We start from the raw sequence: 25,118 nt of genomic DNA, 5'->3' as shown, positions 1-25,118 counted from the left end.
GCTGGACCCCCGGTCGTAAGCGGAATGGGGCTGCGGGTGCACGACTGTGCGCCAACTATTGCCGTTCGCGGGCGGATTCGGCCAGCGATTCTCCTTGTGCCGGAGAACCAATATTGGTCTGGTCCACTGGCGTGACCTGCACGTGCTCCGCACCGCCTCGTAGGCTGGTCCGCATGGATGATCTCGCGCGCCGGGCCTCGCGGCTGCTCACGCTGCCGCCGTCCTGCGGACCCGTGCGACTGATCGCCGTCGACGGCCACGCGGGCTCGGGGAAGAGCACCCTGGCGGCCCTGGTCGCCGCGGCGCTCGGCGACGCGCCCGTGCTGCACCTGGACGACCTCGCCACGCACGAGGAACTGTTCGGCTGGGTGGACCGGTTGCGGGACCAGGTGCTCGGCCCGCTGTCGAACGGGGAGACCGCGCGCTACGCACCGTACGACTGGACCGCCCGGTGCTTCGGCCCGCCGCGTGCGCTGGAGCCCGCTCCCGTCGTACTGGTCGAAGGGGTGGGGGCGGGCCGCCGGGCGCTGCGTCCGCATCTTGCCGGGCTGTGGTGGATGGAGCTCGGTCCCGCGGCATCCTGGCGGCGCGGCCGACGGCGCGACGGGCCGGCACTTTCGGCCTTCTGGGACGGGTGGACGGCCGCCGAGGAGCGGCATTTCGCCGCCGATCCTTCACGCCCGTACGCCGACACCCTGGTACGCCAGTTGCCAGTGGGGTACGAGTGGCTACAGGGACCTCTTGCGACAGCAAGAAGGGACCAGCCCGTCACACACCGTGACCCCCCTGCGGCGACGTACTGAGCGGTCGGAAATCAGCCCGGAAGTGTCTCAACTCTGCTTGACCGGGGGGCGGTACAGGTCTTACGTTCTCAATGTGCGGCTTTTCGGAGCCCTCGCAGACGCGAAGCCCCCGGTTGTTCCCCCGTGATCGGGGGCTTCGTTCTGTCCTCGCACCCTCATCCGTACGGCTGTTCACCGGATTCCGCTCACCCACGGTCACGGCCTCCGTTCCGCTTGCGGCGCCCTTAGTCGCGCGGTCGCTGCGCAGGTACGATGCCTTTCGGTGCGGTCAATTCCCGTCCACGGCACAGTGGTTCAGCGCGCCTGGCGGGCGGTCGTGCGGCGGGACATCCTGGGGGCACGGCTTGTGGGGGACCTGATGGACATCGGCATGCAGGGCGCGCAGGCCCCGGCCGACCTCGCCTGGCTGCGCGGCGTGGACGCCTACACGATGGGCGCCTACCCGCAGGCCGAGGAGGAGTTCAGGACTGCGGTGCGGCTGGATCCCGGCATGGCCGACGGCTGGCTCGGTCTCCATGCCCTGAGGATCGACACGACGACGGCGCTGCTGCGCATGCACGGCCACCGCGAGCGCTTCGGCGAACAGCGCGCCCGTCACAGGCGCACCCTCAACTCCTGGTACTGGCTGGGCTGGTGGGTGCAGCCGGTGCTGGAGAGTCCGCGTGACCTGTTGCTCGCGCACGCCTCGCACTGGCTGGACGGGCGCCACGTCCCGGAACTGGACCGGGCGCTGGCCGGACTGCCACCGGTGGACGCGGACACGCAGGTGCGGTTCCTGCACGCCTGCCGCTCGTATCTGGTCAAGGACTGGGAACAGCTGGTGCGCCACACCGAACAGCTGGTGGACGATCCGCTGCTGGGGATCGAGGCGGGTCTCTTCGGCGGGATGGCGCGGGTGCGACTGGAGATGTACGGGCAGGCCGAACCACTGCTCTCCACCGCGCTGATGCGGTGCCGCAGCGAACAGCCGCAGCGCAAGGAGCTGCGCTACTGGCTGGCCCGTGCGCACGAGGGCACCGGGCGCAGCGCTGCCGCCCTGCCGCTCTACCGTGCCGTGCACCGGATCGACCCGGCGTTCATGGACACCTCCGCGCGGCTTGCCGCGATCGCCGACTACGACGGGCTCGAAGGCGTCGACGAGGCGGCCGGTCTCGCTGCGGTATCGCTGACCGGGTTCGGGGCGGACACCACGCTCGCGGAAGCGCAGCCGGACGGCGACTTACCGCTGGGGACGGACTTCGTGGACGGGCGGGAGCTGCGGCCCGGCAGCGATCCGCAGAACCGGACGGCTTCCGGGGGCCCGGCCCGGGCGGACGGGGCACGGGAGAAGACCGCGGTGCCCGGCCAGTCGTCGCAGCGTGCGTTCCCGGCGGGTCCCAGCGATCCGGTACTGCTCGCCGAGGCGCTGGCGGAGCTGGAGCGGATGGTCGGTCTGGAACCGGTCAAGCGCCAGGTCAAGGCGTTGTCCGCACAGCTGAACATGGCGCGGCTGCGAGCCGCACAGGGGCTTCCGGTCCAGCCGCCGAAACGGCATTTCGTCTTCTCCGGCCCCTCCGGCACCGGGAAGACCACGGTGGCCCGCATCCTGGGCCGGGTCTTCTACGCGCTGGGCCTGCTCGGCGGCGATCATCTCGTCGAGGCCCAACGCTCCGACCTGGTCGGCGAGTTCCTCGGCCAGACCGCGGTCAAGGCCAATGAACTGATCGACTCGGCGCTCGGCGGGGTGCTGTTCGTCGACGAGGCGTACAGCCTCTCCAACTCCGGTTACAGCAAGGGGGACGCGTACGGGGACGAGGCGCTGCAGGTCCTCCTCAAGCGGGCCGAGGACAACCGGGACCATCTCGTCGTCATCCTCGCCGGCTACCCCGAGGGCATGGACCGGCTGCTGGCCACCAACCCCGGGCTCTCCTCGCGCTTCACCACCCGGGTGGACTTCCCCAGCTACCGGCCGCTCGAACTCACCGCGATCGGCGAGGTGCTGGCCGCCGACAACGACGACGTGTGGGACGCGGAGTCGCTGGAGGAGCTGCGCTCGATCAGCGGCCACGTCGTCGACCAGGGCTGGATCGACGAGTTGGGCAACGGGCGTTTCCTGCGCACCCTGTACGAGAAGAGCTGCGCCTACCGGGATCTGCGGCTCTCCGGATACGCGTCGGTGCCCACGCGGGACGATCTGGCGACGCTGCGGCTGCCGGATCTGATGCAGGCGTACGGCGAGGTGCTGTCCGGCCGGGGTCCGGTGGACCGTGGACCGCAGGAGCCCGGAGCGATGTGAGCATGCCGAACCGGCCCTGGCGGGCGGGCGACGGAGGAACGGGCCGCCCGGCGGAACGGTACGTCGCCGGACGGGCCCGGAAAGGCGCCCGCCCGGCGAGGAGACCGTCCGGGTCACCCCGTCACACGCCGGGTCCTCAGTCGCCGGTCGGGCCCGACGCGGCCGCCAGCGGCTGCATGACGTCCGGGACCGGGGCCGCCGTCGCCACGTCCACCGTGCGGCGGGGTACCGAGACGCGGTGCGCCGGGTCGCGCACCTCGCCCACCAGCATCTCCAGGACGTCCTCCATCGCGACGAGGCCGAGGACCCGGCCCGACGCGTCGGCGACCTGGGCCAGATGGGTGGCGGCGCGGCGCATCACCGTCAGCGCGTCATCCAGGGGCAGCTCCGCGCGGAGCGTCGCCATCGGGCGCCAGACGTGCTGCGGGACCGCCCGCTCGCCGTCCTCCAGGTCGAGAACGTCCTTGACGTGGAGATAGCCCATGAACGGGCCGCCGCCCTCCGCGCAGACGGGGAAACGCGAGTAGCCGGTCCGTACGGTCAGCTCCTCGATCCTGCGCGGGGTGACCGACGGGTCCACCGTGACCAGCGCCGCCCGGGCGAGCAGCACATCGGTGACCGGTCTGCTGCCCAGTTCCAGGGCGTCCTCAAGCCGTTCCTGCGCCTCCGGTTCCAGCAGTCCGGCCTGTCCGGAGTCCTCGACGAGCCGGTTGAGCTGCTCGCTGGTGAAGACGGCCTCGACCTCGTCCTTGGGCTCGACGCCGAAGAGCCTGAGCACCAACCGGGCGCAGGCGCCGAGTGTCGTGGTGACCGGGCGGCAGAGCCGGGCGAAGCCGACCAGACCGGGGCTGAGCCACAGCGAGGTCTTCTCCGGGGCCGCCATCGCCAGGTTCTTCGGCACCATTTCGCCGATGACGAGATGGAGGAAGACCACGAAGACGAGGGCCAGGGCGTAGCCGAGCGGGTGGACGAGTCCTTCGGGCAGGTGCGCCGCGTGGAAGACCGGCTCCAGCAGATGGGCGACGGTCGGTTCGGCGACCGCGCCGAGCGTCAGGGAGCAGACGGTGATGCCGAACTGGGCGGCGGCCATCATCTGCGGCAGGTTCTCCAGGCCGTACAGCACCTGTCGGGCCCTGCCGGACCCGGCCGCCGCGAGCGGTTCGATCTGACTGCGGCGTACGGAGACGAGGGCGAACTCGGCACCGACGAAGAAGCCGTTCGCCAGCACGAGGAGACCGGCGAAGAGCAGTTGGACGACGCTCATCGTGCGGCCTCCAGGACACCGCGGAGGGCCGACGGCTCATCGGCCGGTTCCGGCACGCCGGCGATGCGCACGAAGCGGACCTGTTCGGCCCGGTAGTGGCCGACCTGGCGCACCGAGATCCGCCATCCCGGCAGTTCCGCCCGGTCGCCGGGGGCGGGGATCCGGCCGAGCAGGTCGGCGACCAGTCCGGCGACGGTCTCGTACGGTCCTTCCGGCACGTCGAGGCCTATCCGCCGCAGGGTCAGGACCCGGCAGCTGCCTTCGGCGTCCCAGGCGGGACTGCCGTCCTCGGGGGCGGCGGCAGCCAGCTCGGGCCGGTCCGCGCCTTCCGCGTCGTGCTCGTCCCTGACCTCGCCGACCAGTTCCTCGATGATGTCCTCCAGGGTGACGACCCCGGCGGTTCCGCCGTACTCGTCGACGACGACCGCGATCGGCTGCTCGTTGCGCAGTCGCTGGAGCAGCTGCTCCACGGGGAGGGTCTCGGGGACCAGGAGCGGCGGGACGGCGATCCGGCCGGCCGGGGTGCGCAACCGGTCCCTGGCGGGCACCGCGAGCGCGTCCTTGAGGTGGACCATTCCGACGACCTCGTCGATCCGGTCCCGGTAGACCGGGAAGCGGGAGAGGCCGGTGGCACGGGTGAGGTTGAGGACGTCGGCCGCGGTCGCGGACGACTGCAGGGCGCTGACCCTGACCCGCGGGGTCATGACGTGCTGCGCGGTGAGTCCGGCGAGCGACAGGGTCCGTACGAAGAGATCGGCGGTGTCCTGTTCGAGGGTGCCCGCCTCGGCGGAGTGCCGGGCCAGGGAGACCAGTTCACCCGGGGTGCGGGCGGAGGCCAGCTCGTCGGTGGGTTCGACGCCGAACATCCGGACCAGCCGGTTGGCGGCCGTGTTGAGCAGCGTGATCACCGGCCGGAAGGCGCCGGCGAACCGGTGCTGGGGGCCGGCGACGAACCGGGCCACCTGGAGCGGCCGGGAGACCGCCCAGTTCTTCGGTACGAGTTCGCCGATCACCATCTGGACGGCGGAGGCGACGAGCATGCCGATCACGACGCTGACACCGGGTACCGCCCCGTCGGGCAGTCCGGTCAGGGCGAGCGGACCGGCCAGCAGCTGGGCGAGGGCCGGCTCGGCGAGCATGCCGACGACCAGTGAGGTGATGGTGATGCCCAGCTGGGTGCCGGAGAGCTGGAAGGAGAGCTCGCGCAGGGCATCGACGACGGTACGGGCCCGTCGGTCGCCCTCGGCGGCGGCGCGCTCGGCGTCCGGCCGCTCCACCGTGACGAGCCCGAACTCGGCTGCCACGAAGAATCCGTTGGCGAGGATGAGAAGGAATGCCGCGCTCAGAAGCAGCAGGGGGGTGGTCATGCCGCCGCCTCCTGGGAAGGGGCGGCGCAGGTACTACCGGACGATCCGTCCATTGCTGGAGGGAGTCACTCCTTGGGTCGCAGGAAAGCCCCGCCGGCCCTGGGGCCTCCGGTGCGGGGCGGGGCGCACTGGGCGCCGCCGCCCTCCAGAGTAATCAAGAACAGGCCGTGCGGGGCAGGGGGCTCAGGCGTCGGTCGTGCCGGTGCTGTGGTTCTCGGCGAGGGCACGGAGCATCCGGGCATCGCGAATGGCCTGCTCCTTGGCGATTCCGGGCTGGATGCCGAGGGCAGGCATGCTGGTCCCGTCGCTGAGATCGAGAAAGACCCACGGGTCACCGACGCGCAGATTGACCCGGAGGATCTCCTCCCAGGAGAGCCGCCGGGTCCGGGTGAGATTGACCACGGTCACCCCCTGGTCGTCTGCGACGACCTTGGGCCGGCTGAGCAGCGCCAGGACGCCGAAGAAGATCAGCGCGGTGAGGACGAAGGTGGACCGCTCCCCCGGGCTGAGCTGCTCCAGGCTCATCGCGATGGCGGTGATGACGACGAACATGACCGCCCCCACGGTCAGCAGGACCACCCGGGTGCGGGTGGGCCGGAAGGTGACCGGGAGGGTGGGGAGTTCGGGCCGGGGAGCGGGGGCGGACATGGCTTTTCTTCCGTCTTCCGGGTGGTCGCTGGCTGTCCGGCCGTCAGAGACGGCAGGCGTGGATGGCCGTGGTGAGAATGGCGCGGGCGCCGAGCTCGTACAGGTCGTCCATGATTCGCTGGGCCTCCTTGGCGGCGACCATGGAGCGGACGGCGACCCAGCCCTCGTGGTGCAGCGGGGAGATGGTCGGCGACTCCAGGCCCGGGGTGAGTGCCACCGCGCGCTCCAGGTGCTCGACGCGGCAGTCGTAGTCCATCATCACGTAGCTGCGCGCGACCAGGACGCCCTGGAGGCGGCGGAGGAACTGCTGCACCTTGGGTTCGTCCTGCGGAGCACCCGTCCGGCGGATGACGACGGCCTCCGACTTCATGATCGGCTCGCCGATCACTTCGAGTCCGGCGTTGCGCAGGCTGGTACCGGTCTCCACGACATCGGCGATGACCTGGGCGACGCCGAGCTCGATGGCGGTCTCGACCGCGCCGTCGAGGTGGACGACGGAGGCGGTGACGCCCACATCGGCAAGGTGCTTGGCGACGATGCCCTCGTAGGACGTGGCGATCGTCATGCCGTCGAAGTCCTGCGGGCCGTGGGCCGTGCCGGGCTTGGTGGCGTAACGGAAGGTGGATCGGGCGAAGCCGAGCTGCAGGATCTCCTCGGCGTCGGCGCCCGAGTCCAGCAGCAGGTCGCGGCCGGTGATACCGATGTCGAGGCGGCCGGAGCTGACGTAGATCGCGATGTCCCGCGGCCGCAGGTAGAAGAACTCGACCTCGTTCTCGGGGTCGACGAGGACGAGCTCCTTGGACTCCTTCCGCTGCTGGTAACCGGCCTCATGGAGCATCGCCATCGCAGGCCCGGAGAGTGAACCCTTGTTGGGGACGGCGATGCGCAGCATGAGGTCAGGTTTCCTTTGCGAGAACGGAGTCTTGTACGGGTGTGAGGATGTGCGGAGGTCGTGCTCAGAGGTGGGCGTAGACGTCGTCGAGGGAGATCCCGCGGGCGACCATCATCACCTGGACGTGGTACAGCAGCTGGGAGATCTCCTCGGCGGCGGCGTCCTTGCTCTCGTGCTCGGCGGCCATCCAGACTTCGGCGGCCTCCTCGACGACCTTCTTGCCGATGGCATGGACACCCTTGTCCACCAGCTCGGCGGTGCGGGAGGTGGAGGGGTCGCCGTCGGCGGCCTTGAGCTGCAGCTCGGCGAAGAGCTCTTCGAAGGTTTTGTTCGCCATGATGGTCCTTAGAGTACGGGGTCCCGCACTCCCGGTCAGCGCCAGGGCTCGCTGACCGTGCGCAGCGTGGCGGCGGTGGCGACGGCCGCGGTGACCGCTTCGTGCCCCTTGTCCTCGTTGGAGCCTTCGAGTCCGGCCCGGTCGAGCGCCTGCTCCTCGGTGTCACACGTCAGTACGCCGAAGCCGACCGGGACCCCGGTGTCGACGGCGACCTGCGTGAGGCCGTTGGTGACGCCGTGGGACACGTACTCGAAGTGGGGGGTGCCGCCGCGGATGATCACGCCGAGGGCGACGATCGCGTCGTAGCCGCGGCCGGCCAGCACCTTGGCGACGACCGGGAGCTCGAAGCTGCCGGGGACCCGGAGCAGGGTCGGCTCGTCGATGCCGAGGTCGTGCAGGGCACGCAGCGCACCGTCGACGAGGCCGTCCATGACCTTCTCGTGCCACTGGGCCGCGATCACCGCCACCCTCAGGTCACCGCAGTTGCGTACGGACAGTTCGGGTGCGCCCTTGCCGCTCATGTCTCTCCTACCGTTCGTCTCAGTGATCGTTACTGGTTGCCGCAGGTCGACACCGGGGTGTCGAGCCAGGGCAGGTCGTGTCCCATGCGGTCGCGCTTGGTGCGCAGGTACCGCAGGTTGTGCTCGCCGGCCTGGACGGGCATCGGTTCGCGTCCGGTGACCGCGAGGCCGTGCCGCAGCAGCGCGGCGGTCTTGTCGGGGTTGTTGGTCATCAGACGTACGCCGTGGACGCCGAGGTCCTTGAGGATCTGGGCGCCCGCCGCGTAGTCCCGGGCGTCGGCGGGCAGGCCGAGCTCCAGGTTGGCGTCGAGGGTGTCGCTGCCGCGCTCCTGGAGTTCGTACGCGCGCAGCTTGGAGAGCAGGCCGATGCCTCGGCCCTCATGACCCCGCAGATAGACGACGACGCCGCGGCCCTCGTCCGTGATGCGCGCCATGGAGGCGTGCAGCTGGGGGCCGCAGTCGCAGCGCTGCGACTGGAAGATGTCGCCGGTCAGGCACTCGGAGTGGACCCGGACGAGGACGTCGTCACCGTCACCGAGGTCGCCGTGGACGAGCGCGACGTGTTCGACGCCGTCGACGGTGGAGCGGTAGCCGTACGCGGTGAACTCGCCGAACGACGTCGGCAGCCGGACCTCGGCCTCGCGCCGGACGGTCGGCTCGGACGAGCGGCGGTACTCGATCAGGTCCTCGATGGAGATGATCGTGAGGCCGTGCTTGCGGGCGAACGGGACCAGCTCCGGCAGCCGCAGCATGACGCCGTCCTCGCCCGCGATCTCCACGATCGCTCCGGCGGGGCGGAGGCCGGCGAGCCGGGCCAGGTCCACCGCGGCCTCGGTGTGGCCGTTGCGGACCAGTACGCCGCCGGACCGCGCCCGGAGCGGGAAGATGTGGCCGGGGCGCACGAAGTCGCCGGGGCCCGCCTGACCGCCCGCCAGCAAGCGGAGCGTGGTGGCCCGGTCGGCGGCGGAGATGCCGGTGGTCACACCGTGCGCGGCGGAGGCGTCGACCGAGACGGTGAAGGCCGTGTGCATCGACTCGGTGTTGTGGGCGACCATCTGCGGCAGTTCGAGCCGTTCCAGCTCGTCGTTCTCCATGGGCGCGCAGATCAGGCCACGGCACTCGCTCATCATGAAGGCGACGATCTCGGGGGTGGCCTTCTCGGCCGCGATCACGAGGTCGCCCTCGTTCTCCCGGTCCGCGTCGTCGACGACGACGACGGGGCGGCCGGCGGCGATGTCGCGGATCGCCTGCTCGACGGGGTCGAGGGACAGGTCCTCGGCGGCGCTGCTGTGTTCGCGGTGCAACCAGGTGGGCTGAGCAGTCATGCCGTGGCTCCTTCCAGAGCGGGTGTCCGCGTACGCAGCCACCAGTCGCGCATGCCCCACAGGACGAGGGCGCCGTAAATGACGTAGACGAAGCCGGAGAAGGCGAAGCCGTTGGCGAAGTTCAGCGGCACACCGACCAGGTCGACCAGCAGCCAGGCGAACCAGAACTCGACCATGCCGCGCGCTTGGGCATACATCGCGACGACCGTGCCGACGAAGATGTACGCGTCGGGCCACGGGTCCCACGACAGCGCGGGGAACGCGGTGAACAGGCCGCCGACGGCGAGGGTGCCGAGGGCGGCGCCGCCGACCAGGTAGGCGCGCTCGCGCCAGGTGGCGAACCGTACGGCGATGGAACCGTCCTGGGCCTGCTGCTTCCCGCGGTTCCACGACCACCAGCCCCACGCGGCCACGACGATGACCACGAGCTGCTTGCCCGCGCTGCCCGACAGGTGTGCGGAGGCGAAGGCCACCAGGAGGATCACGCCGGAGACCAGCTGGGCGGGCCAGGTCCATATGGAGCGCCGCCAGCCCAGCGCGAGGGCGACCAGACCGACCGTGTTGCCGATCATGTCCGACCACTTGATGTGCTGGCCGAACAGGGCGAATGCCTCGGAGTTGAGCCAGTCGACGGCGCTCACTTGGTGTCCTCCCGGTCCCGGTCGCCGAGCAGCCGCTCGACGTACTTCGCGATGACGTCCACCTCGAGGTTGACCGGGTCGCCGGGCTCCTTGATGCCGAGCGTGGTCAGGGCGAGGGTGGTGGGGATGAGGCTGATGGTGAAGTAGTCGGGTCCGGCGTCGACGACGGTCAGGCTCACACCGTCGACGGTGATCGAGCCCTTCTCCACCACGTACCGCGTCAGCTCCGCGGGGAGGGAGATCTTCACGATCTCCCAGTTCTCGGAGGGCTTGCGCTCGATGATGCGGCCCGTGCCGTCGACATGTCCCTGGACGATGTGCCCGCCCAGCCTGCCGCCGAGCGCCATGGGGCGCTCCAGGTTGACCCGGGAGCCGGTCTCCAGCGCGCCGAGGCTGGAGCGGTTCAGGGTCTCGGCCATCACGTCGGCGGTGAATTCCTGGTCGCCGAAGTCGACGACGGTGAGGCAGACGCCGTTGACCGCGATGGAGTCGCCGTGCTTGGCGCCCTCGGTGACGACGGGACCGCGCAGGCGGAATCGGGAGGCGTCGCCGAGCTTCTCGACGGCGGTGACCTCACCCAGTTCTTCGACAATTCCGGTGAACACTCAGTTTTCCTTCCGGGCGGCGCCGGGGACGGCGGTGATGCGCAGATCGGGTCCGATGCGTACGGTCTCGGTCACATCGAGGCGCAACGCCTGGGCGATGGTGGAGATTCCGGCATCGGCGAGGGCCGCGGGGCCCGCGCCGAGAAGCACGGGGGCGAGGTAGCCGACGACCTTGTCGACCGTTCCCGCCGCGACGAAGGCCCCGGCCAGGGTCGGGCCGCCTTCGAGGAGCACGGAGCGGACCCCGCGCCCGTGCAGGGCGTCGAGCAGAGCGGGGATGTCCAGGCCACGGCCGGTTGCGGCGCGCGGCACCCGCAGGACGGAACCCTCGGGCAGCCGGCCGGCGTCGGCGTCCTCGGCGACCGCGATCAGGGTGGGGGCCGAGGGGTCGAGCACCCGGGCACCGGGGCGGACCGCGGTGGCGTCGGTGTCGACGACGACCCGCAGCGGCTGCACGGCGTTCTCGATGCCGCGTACCGCAAGGTGGGGGTCGTCGGTACGGACGGTGCCGGAGCCGACCACGACGGCGTCGGCCTCGGCGCGCAGCCGGTGGACGTCGGCACGGGACTCGGCGGAAGTGATCCAGCGGCTGGTGGCGTCGGCGGCCGCGATCCTGCCGTCGAGGGTCGCCGCGTACTTCCACAGGACGTACGGGCGGCCGAGCCGGACCGAGGTCAGCCAGGCGGCGTTGCCCGCCTCCGCCTCCTCGGCCACGAGTCCCTGCTCGGCCTTGACACCGGCCGCGCGAAGGGTGTCCGCGCCCCCGGTGGCCTGGGGGTTCGGGTCGGCGACCGCGTACACCACACGACTGACGCCGGCCTCGATCAGCGCCTGGGCGCAGGGGCCGGTGCGGCCGGTGTGGTTACAGGGTTCGAGGGTGACGTAGGCGGTCCCACCACGCGCCTTGTCGCCCGCTTCGCGCAGGGCGTGGATCTCGGCGTGCGGACCGCCGGCGCGCCGGTGGAAGCCTTCACCGGCCGGCTGTCCTGCGGCGTCGACGATCACGCATCCGACGACCGGGTTGGGGCTGGTGGAGCCGAGTCCGCGGGCGGCGAGCTCGATCGCTCGGCGCATGGCGGCGCTGTCGGCTGCGGTGTCCACCGGGTCCTCCTGCCTCTTCGGGCACGGACTCCGGGGCCTGTCGATGACGACAGATGAAGCGGAACGTGACAGGAGACGCCGGGACCGAGGGCACGGACGCGAAAGATCCCGGGAGAACCCGGAACCGCGCCCGCCTTACGGCGGCGTACCTGTGACGACCCGCCGCGCACTGCCTCCCATCCGGACTTTAACCGTCGGTCCAGGAATCTCACCTGGTCAACCGGCCGCTGGATGCGGACGGGTCGCGGACTGTAACCGCCGGTTCGGAATTGCACCGACCCCGGAGTGCGCTGCTGCTGGTACACGATCAGTCTGCCACGGCTGCTCATCGGCTATGCGGGTGAGCCGCTGTGGAGTGGCTCACAGGGGCGGTGGAACGGCCCACGGACCGGCCACCGAGCGGCTTGCGCGCGCCCCGGCGCCGCACCGGTGGAGGGCTGCACGGTGGACGGCGAACGGCGCTCTGCCCGGCGCCACGGCGACCGGACGAGCCCCTCCCGCCGGGCGTCCGGCGGTTCTGACACGCTGGGCGCATGACGACGATTCTGGTGACCGGCGGTACCGGAACACTCGGACGACAGGTGACGGACCGGCTGCGCGTCGACGGGCAGGAGGTCCGGGTGCTGAGCCGGCGCTCCCAGCCGTACGCCGTCGATCTGCGCAACGGCACGGGGCTGGGCGCGGCCGTCGACGGGGTGGACGTGATCGTGCACTGCGCCTCGTCACCACGCGGCGGCGACGACCTGGCGGCCGGCCATCTCATCGAGGCCGCAAAACGCGCCGGGGTGTCCCATCTGGTCTACATCTCGATCGTCGGCGTGGACCGGCTGCCGCTCGGCTACTACACCGTCAAGCGGCGCGTCGAGCGGATGGTCGAGGACTCCGGGCTCGGCTGGACGATCCTGCGGACCACCCAGTTCCACGACCTGGTGCTGCGGATTCTCGACGGAGCGGCCCGGCTGCCGGTGATACCGCTGCCCGCCGGGGTGCGGATGCAGTCCGTCGACACCGGCGAGGTCGCCGGGCGGCTGGCCGAACTGGCGGTGGCCGGTCCGGCCGGGCGGGTGCCGGAGATGGGCGGACCCGAGGTGCGGGAGTTGCCGGAGCTGGCCCGGGCCTTCCTCCGGGCGACCGGGAGGAAACGGCGGATCGTCCCCGTACGGCTGGCGGGCCGGGCCTACGCCGGCTACCGGCGGGGTGAGCATCTGACACCGGGGCGGGCCGTGGGGAGGACCACGTTCGAGGAGTTCCTCGCGGAGCGCTTCAGCCGTCCGGCGTGAACCACCGGCCCGGGCCCCGGTCGGCGGCACCGTGGCCGCCCGGAACGCCTCAGCCGCCCGCAGGGAACAGCGCGTCCTGCGCCGCCTGCTGCGCGGTGAGCAGCGCGCCGCGCAGCACCGCGGAGCCGCCCAGCATGCCCGCCCTGACCTCCGTACGCAGTGGGGACATCATGGCCAGCCGTTCCTCGACATACGCCGCCAGCGCGTCGCCGCCCGCATGACCGACCTCCCCCGCGAGGACCACGCAGCCCGGGTCGACCACCGCCGCGACGGCGGCGGCGCCCACCGCGAGACGGTCGGCGAGGGCTCCGAGGAAGTCCTCGCTCCTCCCCTCCCCCGCCAGCGCGGCCCGTACGGCGGAGGCGGCCGCCGGCTCCTGTTCGCCGGGTTCCGTGCGTCCGCGCACGTCGATGCCGTGCGCGGCGGCCAGTTCACAGACCGCGGCGGAGCACACCAGTGAGTGGAAGCCGCCGTCGCAGCTGACCGCGGAGGGGATCACCGCCGTGCCCGGCACCGGAAGGAAGCCGATCTCGCCCGCACCCCCGGACGCACCGCGGCGCAGCTTGCCGTCGAGCATGACGGCCGCCCCGATGCCGTGCCCCAGCCAGAGCAGGACGAAGGTGTCGCGGTCGCGGGCCGCGCCGGCCCGGTGTTCGGCGACGGCGGCGAGGTTGGTCTCGTTCTCGACGAGCACGGTCGCGGGCAGGCGCTGCTGCAGCACCCGGACCAGGCGGCGGTGCCAGGCGGGCAGGCCGCTGGTGTCGCGGAGCTCGCCGGTGACCGGGTCGATCAGGCCGGGGGCGCCGATGCCGACGCTGTGCAGCGGAGCGGCCCCGGCCCCGCGTGCGGTGCGTTCCAGCAGCGCGGCGGCCTGTTCGGCGGCCGCCTCGGTTCCGGTGTCGCTGCCGATCGGCAAAGTGGCCTCGGCGAGCGTGGCGCCGAGGAGGTCGGCGACGACGACGGCGACGCTGTCGGTGCGTACGTCGAGGGCGGCGAGATGTGCCCGGTCGGCGACGATCCCGTAGAGCCGGGCGTTGGGGCCGCGGCGTTCGGCGCCGCTCTCGCCGACGATCCGGATCAGCCCGGCGCCCTGCAGCCGTTCGACGAGATCGGCGACGGTGGGGCGGGAGAGTCCGGTCAGGGTCTTGAGCTGAGTGGCCGTCAGCGGGCCGTCCCGCTGGAGCAGTCGAAGGGCGAGCCGGTCGTTGATGGCCCGGGCGGTACTCGGTGATGCGGGCATGCCGGGATCCTTCCAGATCACTGCCGCACGGAGAGAGACCTGACGGCCTATTTATCAGGCAGGGTTCCTGATAGTTTACTGACCGCACCGTGACGACAGGCGCGGGGTCGACCGCGGCAGAGAATTCCCAGGGGAGGGCACGGCGGCATGACGACGCAATCCGCAGAGACGGTCTTCGGTACGGCGCAGGTGAGGCGGGCCAGGTTCGCCATCGCCGCGGTCTTCACCGTGCACGGCGCGGTGACCGGCAGCTTCGCCACCCGTATGCCCTGGATCCAGGACCACGCCGGAGCCAGTGCGGGCCAGCTGGGCATCGCGCTCGCCTTCCCGGCGATCGGCGCCTCGCTCGCCATGCCGCTGGCCGGTGCGATCAGTCATCGCTTCGGCGCCAGGACCGCACTGCGCGGACTGCTGGCCCTGTGGACGCTCGCGCTGGTGCTGCCCTCGCTGGCACCGAACCTGCCGACACTGTGCGCGGCACTCTTCGTGTACGGGGCGTCGGCAGGCATGTCGGACGTGGCCATGAACGCCCTCGGCGTCGAGGTGGAGAACCGCCTCGACAAATCGATCATGTCCGGGCTGCACGGCATGTGGAGCGTCGGCGCCCTGATCGGTTCGGCGGCGGGCACCCTGGCCGCCCATATCGGCGCCGACGCCCGGCTGCACCACGCCCTCGCCGCTCTCGTGCTCACCGTGCTCGGACTGGTCGCCTGCCAGGGAGTGCTGGACCTGCGCAGCGAACCGGACGCCGTGCCGCCGCCGCGGTTCACCCTGCCCCCCAGGTCCGCGCTGATCATCGGCGCGGTGGGGTTCTGCGCGGTGTTCGCCGAGGGCGCCAGCCTGGACTGGTCGGCGGTGTACCTCCGGGACATCATGGACAGTTCCGCAGGGCTCGCGGCCGCGTCCACCACGGCGTTCGCACTGACGATGGCGGTTGCCCGGATCGCCGGGGACAAGGTCGTCGACCGGTTCGGAGCGGTCAGGACCGTGCGGGCGGGCGGGGCACTGGCGACCGCCGGCGGCGTGCTGGTGGTCGTCGCGCCGGGCCCGCTCCCGGCGATGTGCGGTTTCGGACTGCTGGGCCTCGGCGTCGCCGTGGTCGTCCCGCTCGCCTTCGCGGCGGCGGGACGCAGCGGGCCGAACCCGAGCCAGGCGATCGCCGGCGTCGCCACCATCACGTACACCTCGGGGCTGATCGCCCCGTCGGCGATCGGCTCGCTGGCCGAGGCGACGTCGCTGGTCGCGTCGTTCGGCCTGGTGACGGTGCTGGCGTTCGGACTGGTGCTGGGGGCCGGGGTGCTGCGGGCGGGCGACCGCCGGGTGGCCGCGAAGGCGGTCGGCGCACCGGAGTCGGTGACCGGACCCCGGGCCTGAAGGGCTCGTCCCGCGGGCGGGGCTCCTGGTGGAGCCCCGCCCGCCGACGTTCAGCCGGCTATCGAGTCGAGCTGTTCCGCTGCGGGCCGCAGCGCCCAGAGGTCGCCGCCCGGCGGCGCCTCCAGTCGCGGTACGGCGGCCTGAGCCTGCCGGTCACCGGCGTCGGCCGCCGCGTGCACGATGTCACTGGCCGCGTACCGGTAGAACTCCAGCTCCGGGTGCGGCCAGGGGACGGATCCGGTCGCGGCAGGCAGCAGGTAGTCGACCGCCTTGAACAGACTCTGCCCCTGCGGTCCTCGGTGGGCCCACAGATCCACACCGACCTGCTTTCCGATGGCGGCGAGCCGGGTGTAGGCGACCAGGTCGAAGGTCGAGTAGTGCCAGCTGCGCGTGCGTGCCAGTTCCTGCGGCTGGCTGCCGTCGGCGGCGATCTGCTGGTCGATCCTCAGCGCGCGGGCGTCCAGGACGACCTTGCGGGCGAGCTCCTTGTCGCCGGTGGCGAGGGCGAGTCCGGCGATCTGCATGTCCTGGAAGGTCCCGTGGTTGTTCTCGGCCGCCGACTCCTGCTTGCCGAAGTCGGAGTCGACCAGCCAGTCCAGGAACGACGTGTTCCAGGCCCGCATGCCGGCCCGGTCGTCCTTGGACCAGCCGGGCGCGCCGGTGTCGAGCAGGGCGACGGCATCCAGGACCGAGGTGTACTGCTGGGAGAAGTCGATGATGCCGATGGCCCGGCCGTCGTACTTGCAGGGGATGAACTGCCCGTGGTTCAGGTTGGGGTTCATCCGGGTCGCGGGGTCGAGGAACCAGGTGCGCAGGATGTCCGAGGCGTGCTCGGCGTACTGCTTCCGGCCCGTGTAGTACCAGGCGAGGCTCAGCGTGGTGACCGAGTTGAAGACCTTGCCGATGTCGGGGCGGTCGGTGCCGGTGTCGACCTCGGGGTTGCGCTCGCCGTCCCGCTGGACGTAGGGGCAGCCCCAGGGATTGTCAGCGGTCTTCGGCTGGGACGGCCACCAGTAGGGAGCCTGGCTCAGGTAGTCGTGCGAGTCCCCGCCCGGCGCGGGCTTCGGCTTGTCGACGACCGTCCAGGGGCCCTGGCCGAGCCAGCTGTCCGCCGACGCGGTCAGCCCCTTGACCGCGGTGCGCAGGGCGGGGTCTCCGCGGTCGAGCCGGAGCTTCGCCTGCTGCACGCGATGCCCGTCGATGACAACGGTCTTCGGCGCTCGGGGCGGCGGGTGGTGGCCGTGGGCGGTGGCGGTGGCGGCCGCCGCGGTGCCGGGAACCAGTACGGCGGCCAGTGCCACCGTGGCGGTGAGCAGGGCGCCGAGGCGCCGACGGGGTGTTCCACTCATCGAGCACTCCCCTGAATCAAGTATGTGAATGATGTTCACGAGCAAGACCGTGCGAGCGTAGAGCCGCCTGTTCGGAACGACAATGCTTCGCACACGATTCATGGATGAGGCCCGCACCACGAAGCTCGCGCGGCAGAACCTGGATGCGCGGCCCGTCACCGCTCGGCATTACCATGGCGCTGATCTTCTCCGCGGTGGCGCCGGGCCGTACGGACACGGCACCGGGCACCGCACGGACCCTCACACGGACACACAGGAGCGACCATGGGCGGCCTCGGCGTGCGCTGGACCTTGCACGGCGACGGAAAGACCCCCGCACCGGGGGCCGTGGTCCGGCCCGATGAGCGACTCTCCTGGCCCCGTACGTTCGGGCTCGGCGCCCAGCACGTGGTGGCGATGTTCGGCGCTTCGTTCGTCGCCCCGTAGGACCCATGATGAGCGCGAAGACCAGCGCTCCCCCGCAGAATACGACGACGCAGGTCGAATCCCCACCCTCACGGCCCGTCCTGTCGGCATGCGCCTGAACCGCATGTTCCGCTAGTCGTCGAGCCCCCGGTCCAGCCGGCGGATCTCAGCACCACCCCAGCAACACATCAAGGAGCAAGACCATGGCGGGCTTCGGCTGGAAGCTGCACGGCGACGGCAAGAGCCTCGCACCGGGCGAGGTCGTGAGACCTGACGAACGACTCACCTGGGGGCGCACCGTCGGTCTCGGCGCGCAGCACGTGGTCTCCATGATCGGAGCCTGCTTCGTCGCCCCCATCTTGATGGGCCTCGATCCCAACCTCGCCGTGATGGCCTCCGGCGTGGCCACCATCCTCTTCCTGTTGATCACCCGGGGCCACATCCCGAGCTACCTGGGCAGCAGTCTGTCGTTCATCGGTGTCGCCGCCGTCATCAGGGCACAGGGGGGTGACGCGGCGACTCTCACTGGCGCGCTGCTGGTCGTCGGCGCGGTCTTGTTCCTGTGCGGGGTGGTCGTCCGCGCTCTCGGGGCCCGCATCATCCATGCGGTACTGCCGCCGGTGGTCACGGGTGCGGTGGTCATGCTGATCGGGTTCAACCTGGCTCCGGTCACCGCGGGCACCTACTGGCCCCAGGATCAGTGGACCGCTCTTCTGACCATGCTGTTCACGGGCTTCGCCCTTGTCGTACTGCGCGGCTTCTGGTCCCGTATCGCGATCTTCCTCGGGCTGGCCTTCGGGTACGTCGTCTCGTGGGTCTTCGACCGTGCGTTCGGTAAGATCCACTCCCCCGCGGGAGGTGCCGAGTCCATCGACCACTGGCGTCTCGACCTCTCGGGCGTGTCCAAGGCGGACTGGATCGGCCTTCCGACCTTCCATGCCCCGAGCTTCTCCCTCTCGGCAGTTCTGGTCGCCCTGCCCGTCGTCATCGCCCTCATCGCCGAGAACGCTGGACACGTCAAGGCTGTTGGCGAGATGACCGGTGAACCACTAGACGACAGGCTCGGTGCGGCGATCATGGCCGACGGCGCGGCCACTGTGGTGTCGACGTCCGTGGGCGGCCCTGCCACCACCACGTACGCCGAGAACATCGGCGTCATGGCCGCCACGCGTGTCTACTCGACCGCTGCCTACTGGTGCGCCGCTGGCTTCGCGATTCTGTTCGGGCTCTGCCCCAAGTTCGGTGCCGTTGTGGCAGCCATTCCCGGTGGCGTCCTTGGCGGAATCACGGTCATCCTTTACGGCATGATCGGCCTGCTGGGCGCCCAGATCTGGGTTCGTTCCCGTGTCGACCTCTCCAACCCCCTGCACCTGGTGCCGGTGGCTGCGGGCCTCATCATCGGCATCGGCAATGTGAGCCTGTCGATCACGGACAACTTCCAGCTCAGCGGCATCGCGTTGGGAACGCTGATCGTCGTCATCGGCTACCACGCCCTGCGCATCATGGCTCCCGCCCACATGACCGACGAACCCCCGCTCCTCGAACCGGGCAATCCGGGGTACGACCGAGGGCTTCCGGGTGGATCGTGATCGCAGGCACCGCCAGTGAGCCGCAGAGGGCAGACTCCGGCAAAGTTGCCGCCTACATGAGCGTGAAGTACAAGGAGACAGCGCGCGGCGGGCTCGCGGTGAACATCATCGAGTGCTAGGCAATAGGCCCTGACCAGCGCGTTCGTAACTTTCAGCGCTGTCAGGGCCTTCCCTGCTTACGCGGCCGAAAGTCTCCGGAATGTCCCTGGAACAGCCGTGAAAGTCCCTGAAAAGTCCCCGGGATGTCCCCGAGGCACTTCGCTGATTGCGGTTGGGTACAGGCCGACTTCAGGACCAACCCGGCGCCCTTGAGGCCGTCTCAGGGTGTGAGTGCAGTTGGTGCACGCCAGGTAGCGAGACCTACGCATTACGAGACCGAGAGCGATCATGTTGCCCGGTGCTGTGGCTACGGTTTTGTTCGGCGAAGTACCTGTTCGCCGGCCCCAGTTGCGGCACGATCGTCAAGAAGGATCGAGTCTCCTGAACCGGAGGCCGACGACACCACCGGGGAACTGAGGACTGAATGAGCGAACGCTTCCCAGACGTCGACTGGTACTGCGACAGGTGCGGAGAGCACCTCAACGATCAAGCTGGCTTCGATGACCATCGGTACACGTGGAAGTGCGAAGAATGCGAACACAAGAACAGCATTTCGAGGGACAACATCTACGACTCCCATGAGGACTTTCACGGATCGGCATGACCCGAGGCCGTTCCGTGCTCACGAATAGCGCACGGAGGACTTGATGGCGTTCGACACGAGTGACTATGACGAGGTTCGCTCGATGAAGCGTGACGACTGCTATTACTTCACTTACCCAATCGAGTACATCATCGATCGAATAGGCGACGAGAACTCGGACGAGTACGTGATCGGAAACACGACGATCGACGTTCAATTTGACTGATATGACGGCGAAGACAGTCAGGCGCCCGGCTATCGACTCAGTTACAAGGTCAACAACTACAACCAGATCCCGGTCGGATTCAACGGATCAGAATCTGATCTGCTTGACCAGATCTACTCGGACATCCAAGGCGACTTGCGCGCTTCCGGGATCGAGGTCGGCGCGGTCGAATCCTGGTTCTAGCCTCGAAGTTTCGCGACGGTCCGCCGACGGAGTCGTGGACCGTTTTCGTGCCGTGGGCTGAGGCTGTGCAGGCCGAAGACCCGAGTGTCGCCTCGGGATGGCGCCGGATTCCACTGCTCCGGGTGTTGAGGTGCTGTCGAAGGGACGGGGAATCCACTGGTCAGCCAGGGCCGGGCAGTCGGGCGAGCCGGTCCAGGGCTGCGGTGATGTGATCGGTCCAGGGCCAGTGCCGGGCCAGGCGGAGGAGTCGCCGACGGCCGGTGGTCACGAGCTGTCCGGCCGCGGTGAACAGGCGGAGCCGTAGCCGGCGGGGCTCCCAGAGACGGGTCTTGCCGGTCAGGGCGAGCATCGGCATCCAGGCCAGCAGGTCGACAGCGATCTGCACGATCTCCAGCCAGATCCGGTTCTGGGCCGTGCGGTGCAGGGGCAGGTTGCGCAGGCCGGTGGCACGGGCGGCGCGGATGCGGTCCTCGGCCCGGGCCCGCAGCCGGTGACGGAGCTCGAGCTCGGCGATCGGTCGGCCCAAGGTGTTGGTGGCGAAACAGGTCAGCCGCATGCCGTCCGCGTCCGTGATCCGCAACTGGGCCCCGGGGTGCAGTCGTTCTTTCCGGACGATCAGCCGTATGCCCTTGGGCGCCAGCCGTCCAGGACGTCGCCGGTGAGTTCAGTGACCCAGGCGCCGTCGCGGATCTCGCCGTCCGCCTCGACGGCCGCCGTCCAGGTCGATGCCGGAACCTTCAGCACATGCTGGTGGATCGCCTCGGTGATCACCATGCCGACCGAGTAAGACAGCCACCGTCCCCGCTGAGCGAGCCAGGCGACGAAGTCGTGGGTGCCGCCCGCGGAGTCGGTGCGGATCAGGGTCCGGCGCCCGCGCCGGTACTTCTGCGGCAGCTGGGCCAAGGCCAGTTGGGTGGTGGTGATGTGGTCGGCCGCCGTGTTCGATCCCGCGTTGCCTGGTCTGAGCAGGGCCGCGACCGGTTCACCCGTACCGCCCGGTCCGTGGTCGACGAACCCCATCAGCGGGTGATGGCCGTAGGTTCGCTTCCACGTGGGTGCGGCGTCCTCCTTGTCCGAGTGCGCGATCACCAGCACCCCGTCGAGGTCCACGGTCACCGTCCCGCCCGCATCAGGCGCCTCACGGTCGGCCAACCGCCAGACATGTCGGCGGGCTTCAGCCCGTGAGGCCCGGATCGCGGTCAGGGCCTTCGGCCCGGCCGCGGCGAGAGTGTGTCGAGGAGGCGGGAGACCGTCGGGTCGGAGGCCACCGGCCCGAACACGGCCGGCTCGGCCCGCAGCATGGCGGCATCCGCGAGGCAGTCCCCGCCCAGCGCGACCGCCAGGGCCACGTCCAGCAGGATCTTGCCCGGATCGTGCACCGCCCGTCTCCCACCGCAGGGCGACGCCGAAGGGCCAAAAACCTTCATCTTCCGCACAGCATCACATCAAGCAGGGTCTCTACCTACGTCAACCTCACTCTCAGTGTTCGTGGCACACCTCCAGCAGTAGATCGTGATCACGCGGAACCTGCAGCGCGGTGCATCACGGTGTGCAAGGCTTCAGGCCATGGCTGCAACTGCAACGGATCTCGTGCTCAAGCGGTTCGTCTCCGAGATACAGCAGGCGGTGCCGCTGGTGGCCGTGTGGGCACACGGCTCACTGGCGCTGGGCGACTTCCAACCTGGACGTAGCGACCTTGATCTCATCGCGATAGTCGAAGTCCCCTTGGACGGCGAGGACAGGGAGCGGCTGGCGAGCATTCACCAGCGGCTGCTGGACGAAGAGCCGGCAGCCGCCAAATTGCACTGCTCGTACATGGTCAGAACGGTGCTCTCCGAGGCCGCGACCGACCATGTCACCTGGGCCCACAACATGATCCTGGAACGCCCGGTAACTCCGGTGACGCGCCGAGAGCTGCTGGAGGGTGGGCTCACCCTCCACGGTCCGTCGCCGGCGGAACTACTCCCGCCTCTCGTCCCCGGGCAGTTGGAAGACTTCATCCGGCGTGACCTGGAGGAGTACTGGCTTCCGGTCACAAGCAAACACCTGCGCTGGATCTACGACATCTGGGTGGACCTGGGCCTTCTGGTTCTGGCCCGCGCCACCGTCACGCTGCGCGACGGGCGGCTGATCACGAAGGGCGAAGCCCTTGCGGAACTGTTGGAAATGGGTGCACCGGCAGACGTGGTTCGTGACATCCACGACCGCCGTTACTCAAATCCCGAGCCGATCAGCCGTTTGCGGCGTATCCGCCGAGCAATGCAGGCCCGCGCCTTCGTGCAGCGCGGCATCAAGCACGCTCTTGCCATGGGCAGAAGCCCTGAGCAGGCACCGGCCGGCACTCCAGCAGTATCGCGATCTGCTGGTGGGCGAGCTGTCTGAACGAGTGCGGCCACCGTTGATCATCGGTGCGGCAAGGTCTCCATCGGCACCTGCGCTCGTGCCTTTTCAAGCCCTTGTATTCATGAACATGCTTGTGTTCGTTGCTCGCTCCTTCGGCCAGACCCAGCCCAGCGCAGCCGACTCGAGGAGATCCGCGACATCTGACCGGCGGGGTGTCGTGCCCCTCCGAAGCAGGGGGCGCGACACCCCTAAATGCCTGATGACCTGCGGTTATACCCTTTCTCGACCCTCCATTGATCACCGCTGTTTTTCATCACCTTGTGCAACGCGTGTGCAAGATGATCTTGAATAGGTAACGAGGCGTCAGGAACATCTGATTGGCTGTCAGCCTTTACGGAGAGTGCTCACCAGAGGGGCCTCGCAATGCCCGCACCGACGCTGCCACTGGCGTTCCTTCAATTCGGAGTTCAGTTCGCGCCGCGCGCGCTCCACACGACTACGACCAGTTTCGGCCCGGACCTCTACACGTTCCGGGCGAACATTCGCCCAGCCGCCTCAGAGCCCGGGGGTGATACGCCCCGGTCCCCGGCTCGTTGAGTGCGGTGCGGGCACGGCGCGTGGCGCGGTCGAGTCGACGCACGGGGCGTACCAGCGGGATGGGAGGGCGGGCGCGTACATCGAGGCCGGCAAGGTCACCAAGACCACGAAGGGCAGCGGCGCGGACATGTCCGTCAAGTACAAGGAGACCGCGCGGGGCGGGCTCGCGGTGAACATCATCGAGTGCTAGCCGGAATGGCCCTGACCAGCGCGTACGTGTCTTTCAGCGCTGTCAGGGCCTTCCCTGCTTGCACGGCCGAAAGTCCCTGGAACCTCCCCGGGACAGACGTGAAAGTCCCTGAAAAGTCCCTGGGACGTCCCGGCTCCGAGACCCGGTTGAACGCCAGCGCGCGCCGAGTCCATGCAGATCAGCACTCCAGTTGTGGAGCTCACGCGTGCGGTTGCATCGCCTGGAGTCGCGCCTCGACTTCGGCAACGACGAGCTTCGATTCCTCGGTCGGGCGTCCCGCTGGGTCAACCAGCGGGCACTTCATGACCTTCACCGCGAGACCGTCGAGATCGACCATCGTCGCGACCTCCGCCCGCTGACGGTAGTCGTATCGGGCGAAATCGTCACACTTGTCAACCAGAGTGATAAGTGACGGCAACCTCGTCATCAGCTCGGACCGGAGATCCTGAGCGACGCGCTGCATGCCCTCGACGCACTCGTGCAGCGCGAGCGCCTCGTCCTGCCTCTGCTTTACGCCGGCCGCGCGCCGCTCCAGTACTTGCGCCTCCTCCTGCTTGCCGGCTTCGAGCGCTTGGATCCGCCATCTCGCTGCCAGTTCGTACGTGACCTTGCACGAAGTGGCCTCGATCTGGTCCAGCATCTTCCTTCCGGCCACTCGCCCGCCGCCGCCGACCGCAACAGCCCCACGACCAAACCATGCTTCTGCGGCGTTGCGGGCTGCGGCCCCACGCAGCGTCTTGATCGCCCTGCCCGTGGAGGCGGATCCGAGGCTCTGCACCGCGCGATAGGACCCCGATTTGACAGCGGGACCGACGACGAGTGGCAGGGCGACGACCAGAACCACGCCGCCCACCATGCGGGCGGCCGGCAACATGGCGACACCACCCGTTCGCCGTGGCTCGACACCCCCCTCATTGCTCGCGGTGGGCCTCTCGATCATCGCCAGTTCGAAGTGATCTACGTTCTTCATACGCCCGTAGACATCACGGGAGGGAAGAACGGCCACGTCGTAGAGCATCTGCCGTGCCTTACTCAGGGCGGCGGAGTCCTCCGTAGCCTGCCGATCGAGCTCCTGAGCGGCCTGTTGCAAACGCTTGCGCGTCTTCCGGTTCTTGCGGACGAGCCCTACGGCGTCGACTACGTCGATGGTCACATTGCCCCCATGTGCTTTTTGCAGGAGCCTAATTGAGTCGCCGAGCCGCGTCTCGGCGTTCGGCTACGCCGAAGTCATGTAGGTCGACCCGATCGTTCTAAGCCTTCCGCCCGCAGATGCAGGGACGGCGTCTGCCCTTGCATCCGTTGACACGCACAACGGCAGCCGTCGCGTGCCTCCGACGTGGACCGAAGGATTCTGTCGCCGTCTCCGTCCGCCTCTCGGCTGCGATCTCTCAGCCAGGATGTTCGCAACCGCCGCCTGGCAGCGCGCGGACTGTCGGCCAGCCAGGGGCCTACCGACCGCCTTGGGATCACCCGGTGATGATGTTCAGCCGTTGGCCCTGAGGAGACGGGGCGCCACCCCGCACCCTTTCGGTAGCCGATCGACATCAGTCAAGGGATCGGCTTGTTCCGGACAGATTCGATCAACTTGGTTTATCGGCTTGTAACTTGCTTCGCTCCGAGCTCATCCTGATCAGGTTCGGAGAAGCAGAGGATGTCCGGCCACGGCGTCGTGCCATGGCGGCTTCTGACTCGCGGACCCTGGAGATTCCCGTGGACACCCCTGTCCTGCGGGCCGGTTGTGCATGCTCGTCGCCGCCGGCACGTACCTCGGAGCCGCCTCGGCTCCCCCGTCGCTCGTTCGTGAACGACGGCACCTGCCACCTGCTCAGGCCCTCCTGCAGCGCCTCCTCCCCGTCGGCGACCTACGCCGAAGCTGGAGGG

At 69.5% G+C, this 25,118-nt stretch carries 21 protein-coding genes, 1 pseudogene and 1 riboswitch; of the genes and pseudogenes, 8 read left to right on the top strand and 14 right to left on the bottom strand.

The features are described from left to right. The first annotated feature begins 173 nt into the window (after positions 1-173). Both ACFVXE_RS25225 and ACFVXE_RS25220 read left to right on the top strand, forming a co-directional pair. Positions 174-803: a uridine kinase gene (locus ACFVXE_RS25225; protein ID WP_389674340.1), complete on the top strand. Its 630-nt coding sequence runs from the start codon at positions 174-176 to the stop codon at positions 801-803. Positions 804-1,161: 358 nt separating this feature from the next. Then, positions 1,162-3,078: an AAA family ATPase gene (locus ACFVXE_RS25220; RefSeq protein WP_389674359.1), complete on the top strand. Its 1,917-nt coding sequence runs from the start codon at positions 1,162-1,164 to the stop codon at positions 3,076-3,078. 136 nt (positions 3,079-3,214) lie between these two features. Here ACFVXE_RS25220 and ACFVXE_RS25215 read toward each other — a convergent pair whose 3' ends face one another. The 10 genes from ACFVXE_RS25215 to ribD all read right to left on the bottom strand — a co-directional run bounded on the left by ACFVXE_RS25215 (position 3,215) and on the right by ribD (position 11,779). Further along, positions 3,215-4,342: a hemolysin family protein gene (locus ACFVXE_RS25215; RefSeq protein ID WP_389674338.1), complete on the bottom strand. Its 1,128-nt coding sequence runs from the start codon at positions 4,340-4,342 to the stop codon at positions 3,215-3,217. Then, positions 4,339-5,709, bottom strand: a complete 1,371-nt coding sequence (locus tag ACFVXE_RS25210) for a hemolysin family protein (RefSeq protein WP_389674337.1) — start codon at positions 5,707-5,709, stop codon at positions 4,339-4,341. Before ACFVXE_RS25210 ends, ACFVXE_RS25215 begins: the two co-directional genes overlap by 4 nt. Positions 5,710-5,892: 183 nt before the next feature. Next, entirely contained in the window at positions 5,893-6,357 is a 465-nt protein-coding gene (locus ACFVXE_RS25205) for a PH domain-containing protein (RefSeq protein ID WP_389674335.1), read from the bottom strand. 43 nt (positions 6,358-6,400) lie between these two features. After that, positions 6,401-7,249 (bottom strand): ATP phosphoribosyltransferase, encoded by an 849-nt coding sequence (hisG, locus tag ACFVXE_RS25200; RefSeq protein WP_389674334.1) that lies wholly within the window; start codon positions 7,247-7,249, stop codon positions 6,401-6,403. A 64-nt stretch (positions 7,250-7,313) separates the two neighbouring features. Continuing rightward, entirely contained in the window at positions 7,314-7,586 is a 273-nt protein-coding gene (locus tag ACFVXE_RS25195) for a phosphoribosyl-ATP diphosphatase (RefSeq protein ID WP_073739434.1), read from the bottom strand. Positions 7,587-7,621: 35 nt separating this feature from the next. Further along, the gene (gene ribH, locus ACFVXE_RS25190; protein ID WP_030919009.1) at positions 7,622-8,107 is read right to left on the bottom strand and encodes a 6,7-dimethyl-8-ribityllumazine synthase; all 486 of its coding nucleotides are present in this window, start codon (positions 8,105-8,107) and stop codon (positions 7,622-7,624) included. Positions 8,108-8,136: 29 nt separating this feature from the next. Next, positions 8,137-9,432, bottom strand: a complete 1,296-nt coding sequence (locus ACFVXE_RS25185) for a bifunctional 3,4-dihydroxy-2-butanone-4-phosphate synthase/GTP cyclohydrolase II (protein WP_389674332.1) — start codon at positions 9,430-9,432, stop codon at positions 8,137-8,139. Continuing rightward, positions 9,429-10,073, bottom strand: coding sequence for a nicotinamide riboside transporter PnuC (locus ACFVXE_RS25180; RefSeq protein ID WP_389674330.1), 645 nt, complete (start codon positions 10,071-10,073; stop codon positions 9,429-9,431). Before ACFVXE_RS25180 ends, ACFVXE_RS25185 begins: the two co-directional genes overlap by 4 nt. After that, on the bottom strand, positions 10,070-10,678 hold the full coding sequence (locus ACFVXE_RS25175) for a riboflavin synthase (protein ID WP_389674329.1): 609 nt from the start codon (positions 10,676-10,678) through the stop codon (positions 10,070-10,072). Before ACFVXE_RS25175 ends, ACFVXE_RS25180 begins: the two co-directional genes overlap by 4 nt. Further along, complete coding sequence (gene ribD, locus ACFVXE_RS25170; RefSeq protein WP_389674327.1) at positions 10,679-11,779, bottom strand: bifunctional diaminohydroxyphosphoribosylaminopyrimidine deaminase/5-amino-6-(5-phosphoribosylamino)uracil reductase RibD; 1,101 nt, start codon at positions 11,777-11,779, stop codon at positions 10,679-10,681. Between the two features lie 162 nt (positions 11,780-11,941). Continuing rightward, a riboswitch (FMN riboswitch) is annotated at positions 11,942-12,072 on the bottom strand. A gap of 240 nt (positions 12,073-12,312) precedes the next feature. On the opposite strand from ribD, the gene ACFVXE_RS25165 reads away from it, so the two are divergent. After that, positions 12,313-13,059, top strand: coding sequence for an SDR family oxidoreductase (locus ACFVXE_RS25165; RefSeq protein ID WP_389674325.1), 747 nt, complete (start codon positions 12,313-12,315; stop codon positions 13,057-13,059). A gap of 49 nt (positions 13,060-13,108) precedes the next feature. On the opposite strand, the gene ACFVXE_RS25160 is transcribed toward ACFVXE_RS25165, so the two are convergent. Then, positions 13,109-14,299 (bottom strand): ROK family protein, encoded by a 1,191-nt coding sequence (locus ACFVXE_RS25160; RefSeq protein ID WP_389674324.1) that lies wholly within the window; start codon positions 14,297-14,299, stop codon positions 13,109-13,111. A 147-nt stretch (positions 14,300-14,446) separates the two neighbouring features. Between ACFVXE_RS25160 and ACFVXE_RS25155 the strand changes: the two genes are divergently transcribed. After that, complete coding sequence (locus ACFVXE_RS25155; protein ID WP_389674322.1) at positions 14,447-15,673, top strand: MFS transporter; 1,227 nt, start codon at positions 14,447-14,449, stop codon at positions 15,671-15,673. 50 nt (positions 15,674-15,723) lie between these two features. Here ACFVXE_RS25155 and ACFVXE_RS25150 read toward each other — a convergent pair whose 3' ends face one another. Further along, positions 15,724-17,022: an alginate lyase family protein gene (locus ACFVXE_RS25150; protein WP_389674321.1), complete on the bottom strand. Its 1,299-nt coding sequence runs from the start codon at positions 17,020-17,022 to the stop codon at positions 15,724-15,726. 264 nt (positions 17,023-17,286) lie between these two features. Here ACFVXE_RS25150 and ACFVXE_RS25145 point away from each other — a divergent pair, with 264 nt between their 5' ends. Continuing rightward, positions 17,287-17,448, top strand: coding sequence for a hypothetical protein (locus ACFVXE_RS25145; protein ID WP_389674320.1), 162 nt, complete (start codon positions 17,287-17,289; stop codon positions 17,446-17,448). A gap of 182 nt (positions 17,449-17,630) precedes the next feature. Beyond that, complete coding sequence (locus ACFVXE_RS25140) at positions 17,631-19,016, top strand: uracil-xanthine permease family protein (RefSeq protein WP_389674318.1); 1,386 nt, start codon at positions 17,631-17,633, stop codon at positions 19,014-19,016. A 1,251-nt stretch (positions 19,017-20,267) separates the two neighbouring features. On the opposite strand, the pseudogene ACFVXE_RS25135 reads toward ACFVXE_RS25140, so the two are convergent. Next, positions 20,268-21,498, bottom strand: a pseudogene (locus ACFVXE_RS25135) (IS1380 family transposase); the annotation flags it as partial. Between the two features lie 175 nt (positions 21,499-21,673). Between ACFVXE_RS25135 and ACFVXE_RS25130 the strand changes: the two are divergent. Both ACFVXE_RS25130 and ACFVXE_RS25125 read left to right on the top strand, forming a co-directional pair. Further along, positions 21,674-22,489 (top strand): nucleotidyltransferase domain-containing protein, encoded by an 816-nt coding sequence (locus tag ACFVXE_RS25130; protein ID WP_389674317.1) that lies wholly within the window; start codon positions 21,674-21,676, stop codon positions 22,487-22,489. Between the two features lie 529 nt (positions 22,490-23,018). Further along, the gene (locus ACFVXE_RS25125; RefSeq protein WP_389674362.1) at positions 23,019-23,237 is read left to right on the top strand and encodes a hypothetical protein; all 219 of its coding nucleotides are present in this window, start codon (positions 23,019-23,021) and stop codon (positions 23,235-23,237) included. A gap of 199 nt (positions 23,238-23,436) precedes the next feature. Here the strand turns inward: ACFVXE_RS25125 and ACFVXE_RS25120 are convergent, their stop codons facing one another. Further along, a complete protein-coding gene (locus ACFVXE_RS25120; RefSeq protein ID WP_389674316.1) occupies positions 23,437-24,390 on the bottom strand; it encodes a hypothetical protein in 954 nt (317 codons plus the stop codon). Positions 24,391-25,118: the final 728 nt, after the last annotated feature.

Origin of the sequence: Streptomyces sp. NPDC058231, from assembly GCF_042882275.1 — a bacterium.
Lineage (GTDB): Bacteria > Actinomycetota > Actinomycetes > Streptomycetales > Streptomycetaceae > Streptomyces.
Note: the sequence above shows the minus strand (reverse complement) of the source record. Positions and strands in the feature narration are given on the sequence as shown.

What these genes read in the sequence shown, in the direction of transcription:
- ACFVXE_RS25165 (WP_389674325.1), top strand. Translation starts at nt 12,313, where the DNA reads ATGACGACGATTCTGGTGACCGGCGGTACCGGAACACTCGGACGACAG.
- hisG (WP_389674334.1), bottom strand. Translation starts at nt 7,249, where the DNA reads ATGCTGCGCATCGCCGTCCCCAACAAGGGTTCACTCTCCGGGCCTGCG.
- ACFVXE_RS25155 (WP_389674322.1), top strand. Translation starts at nt 14,447, where the DNA reads ATGACGACGCAATCCGCAGAGACGGTCTTCGGTACGGCGCAGGTGAGG.
- ACFVXE_RS25210 (WP_389674337.1), bottom strand. Translation starts at nt 5,709, where the DNA reads ATGACCACCCCCCTGCTGCTTCTGAGCGCGGCATTCCTTCTCATCCTC.
- ACFVXE_RS25205 (WP_389674335.1), bottom strand. Translation starts at nt 6,357, where the DNA reads ATGTCCGCCCCCGCTCCCCGGCCCGAACTCCCCACCCTCCCGGTCACC.
- ACFVXE_RS25145 (WP_389674320.1), top strand. Translation starts at nt 17,287, where the DNA reads ATGGGCGGCCTCGGCGTGCGCTGGACCTTGCACGGCGACGGAAAGACC.
- ACFVXE_RS25150 (WP_389674321.1), bottom strand. Translation starts at nt 17,022, where the DNA reads ATGAGTGGAACACCCCGTCGGCGCCTCGGCGCCCTGCTCACCGCCACG.
- ACFVXE_RS25195 (WP_073739434.1), bottom strand. Translation starts at nt 7,586, where the DNA reads ATGGCGAACAAAACCTTCGAAGAGCTCTTCGCCGAGCTGCAGCTCAAG.
- ACFVXE_RS25140 (WP_389674318.1), top strand. Translation starts at nt 17,631, where the DNA reads ATGGCGGGCTTCGGCTGGAAGCTGCACGGCGACGGCAAGAGCCTCGCA.
- ACFVXE_RS25160 (WP_389674324.1), bottom strand. Translation starts at nt 14,299, where the DNA reads ATGCCCGCATCACCGAGTACCGCCCGGGCCATCAACGACCGGCTCGCC.
- ACFVXE_RS25220 (WP_389674359.1), top strand. Translation starts at nt 1,162, where the DNA reads ATGGACATCGGCATGCAGGGCGCGCAGGCCCCGGCCGACCTCGCCTGG.
- ACFVXE_RS25130 (WP_389674317.1), top strand. Translation starts at nt 21,674, where the DNA reads ATGGCTGCAACTGCAACGGATCTCGTGCTCAAGCGGTTCGTCTCCGAG.
- ACFVXE_RS25185 (WP_389674332.1), bottom strand. Translation starts at nt 9,432, where the DNA reads ATGACTGCTCAGCCCACCTGGTTGCACCGCGAACACAGCAGCGCCGCC.
- ribH (WP_030919009.1), bottom strand. Translation starts at nt 8,107, where the DNA reads ATGAGCGGCAAGGGCGCACCCGAACTGTCCGTACGCAACTGCGGTGAC.
- ACFVXE_RS25215 (WP_389674338.1), bottom strand. Translation starts at nt 4,342, where the DNA reads ATGAGCGTCGTCCAACTGCTCTTCGCCGGTCTCCTCGTGCTGGCGAAC.
- ACFVXE_RS25225 (WP_389674340.1), top strand. Translation starts at nt 174, where the DNA reads ATGGATGATCTCGCGCGCCGGGCCTCGCGGCTGCTCACGCTGCCGCCG.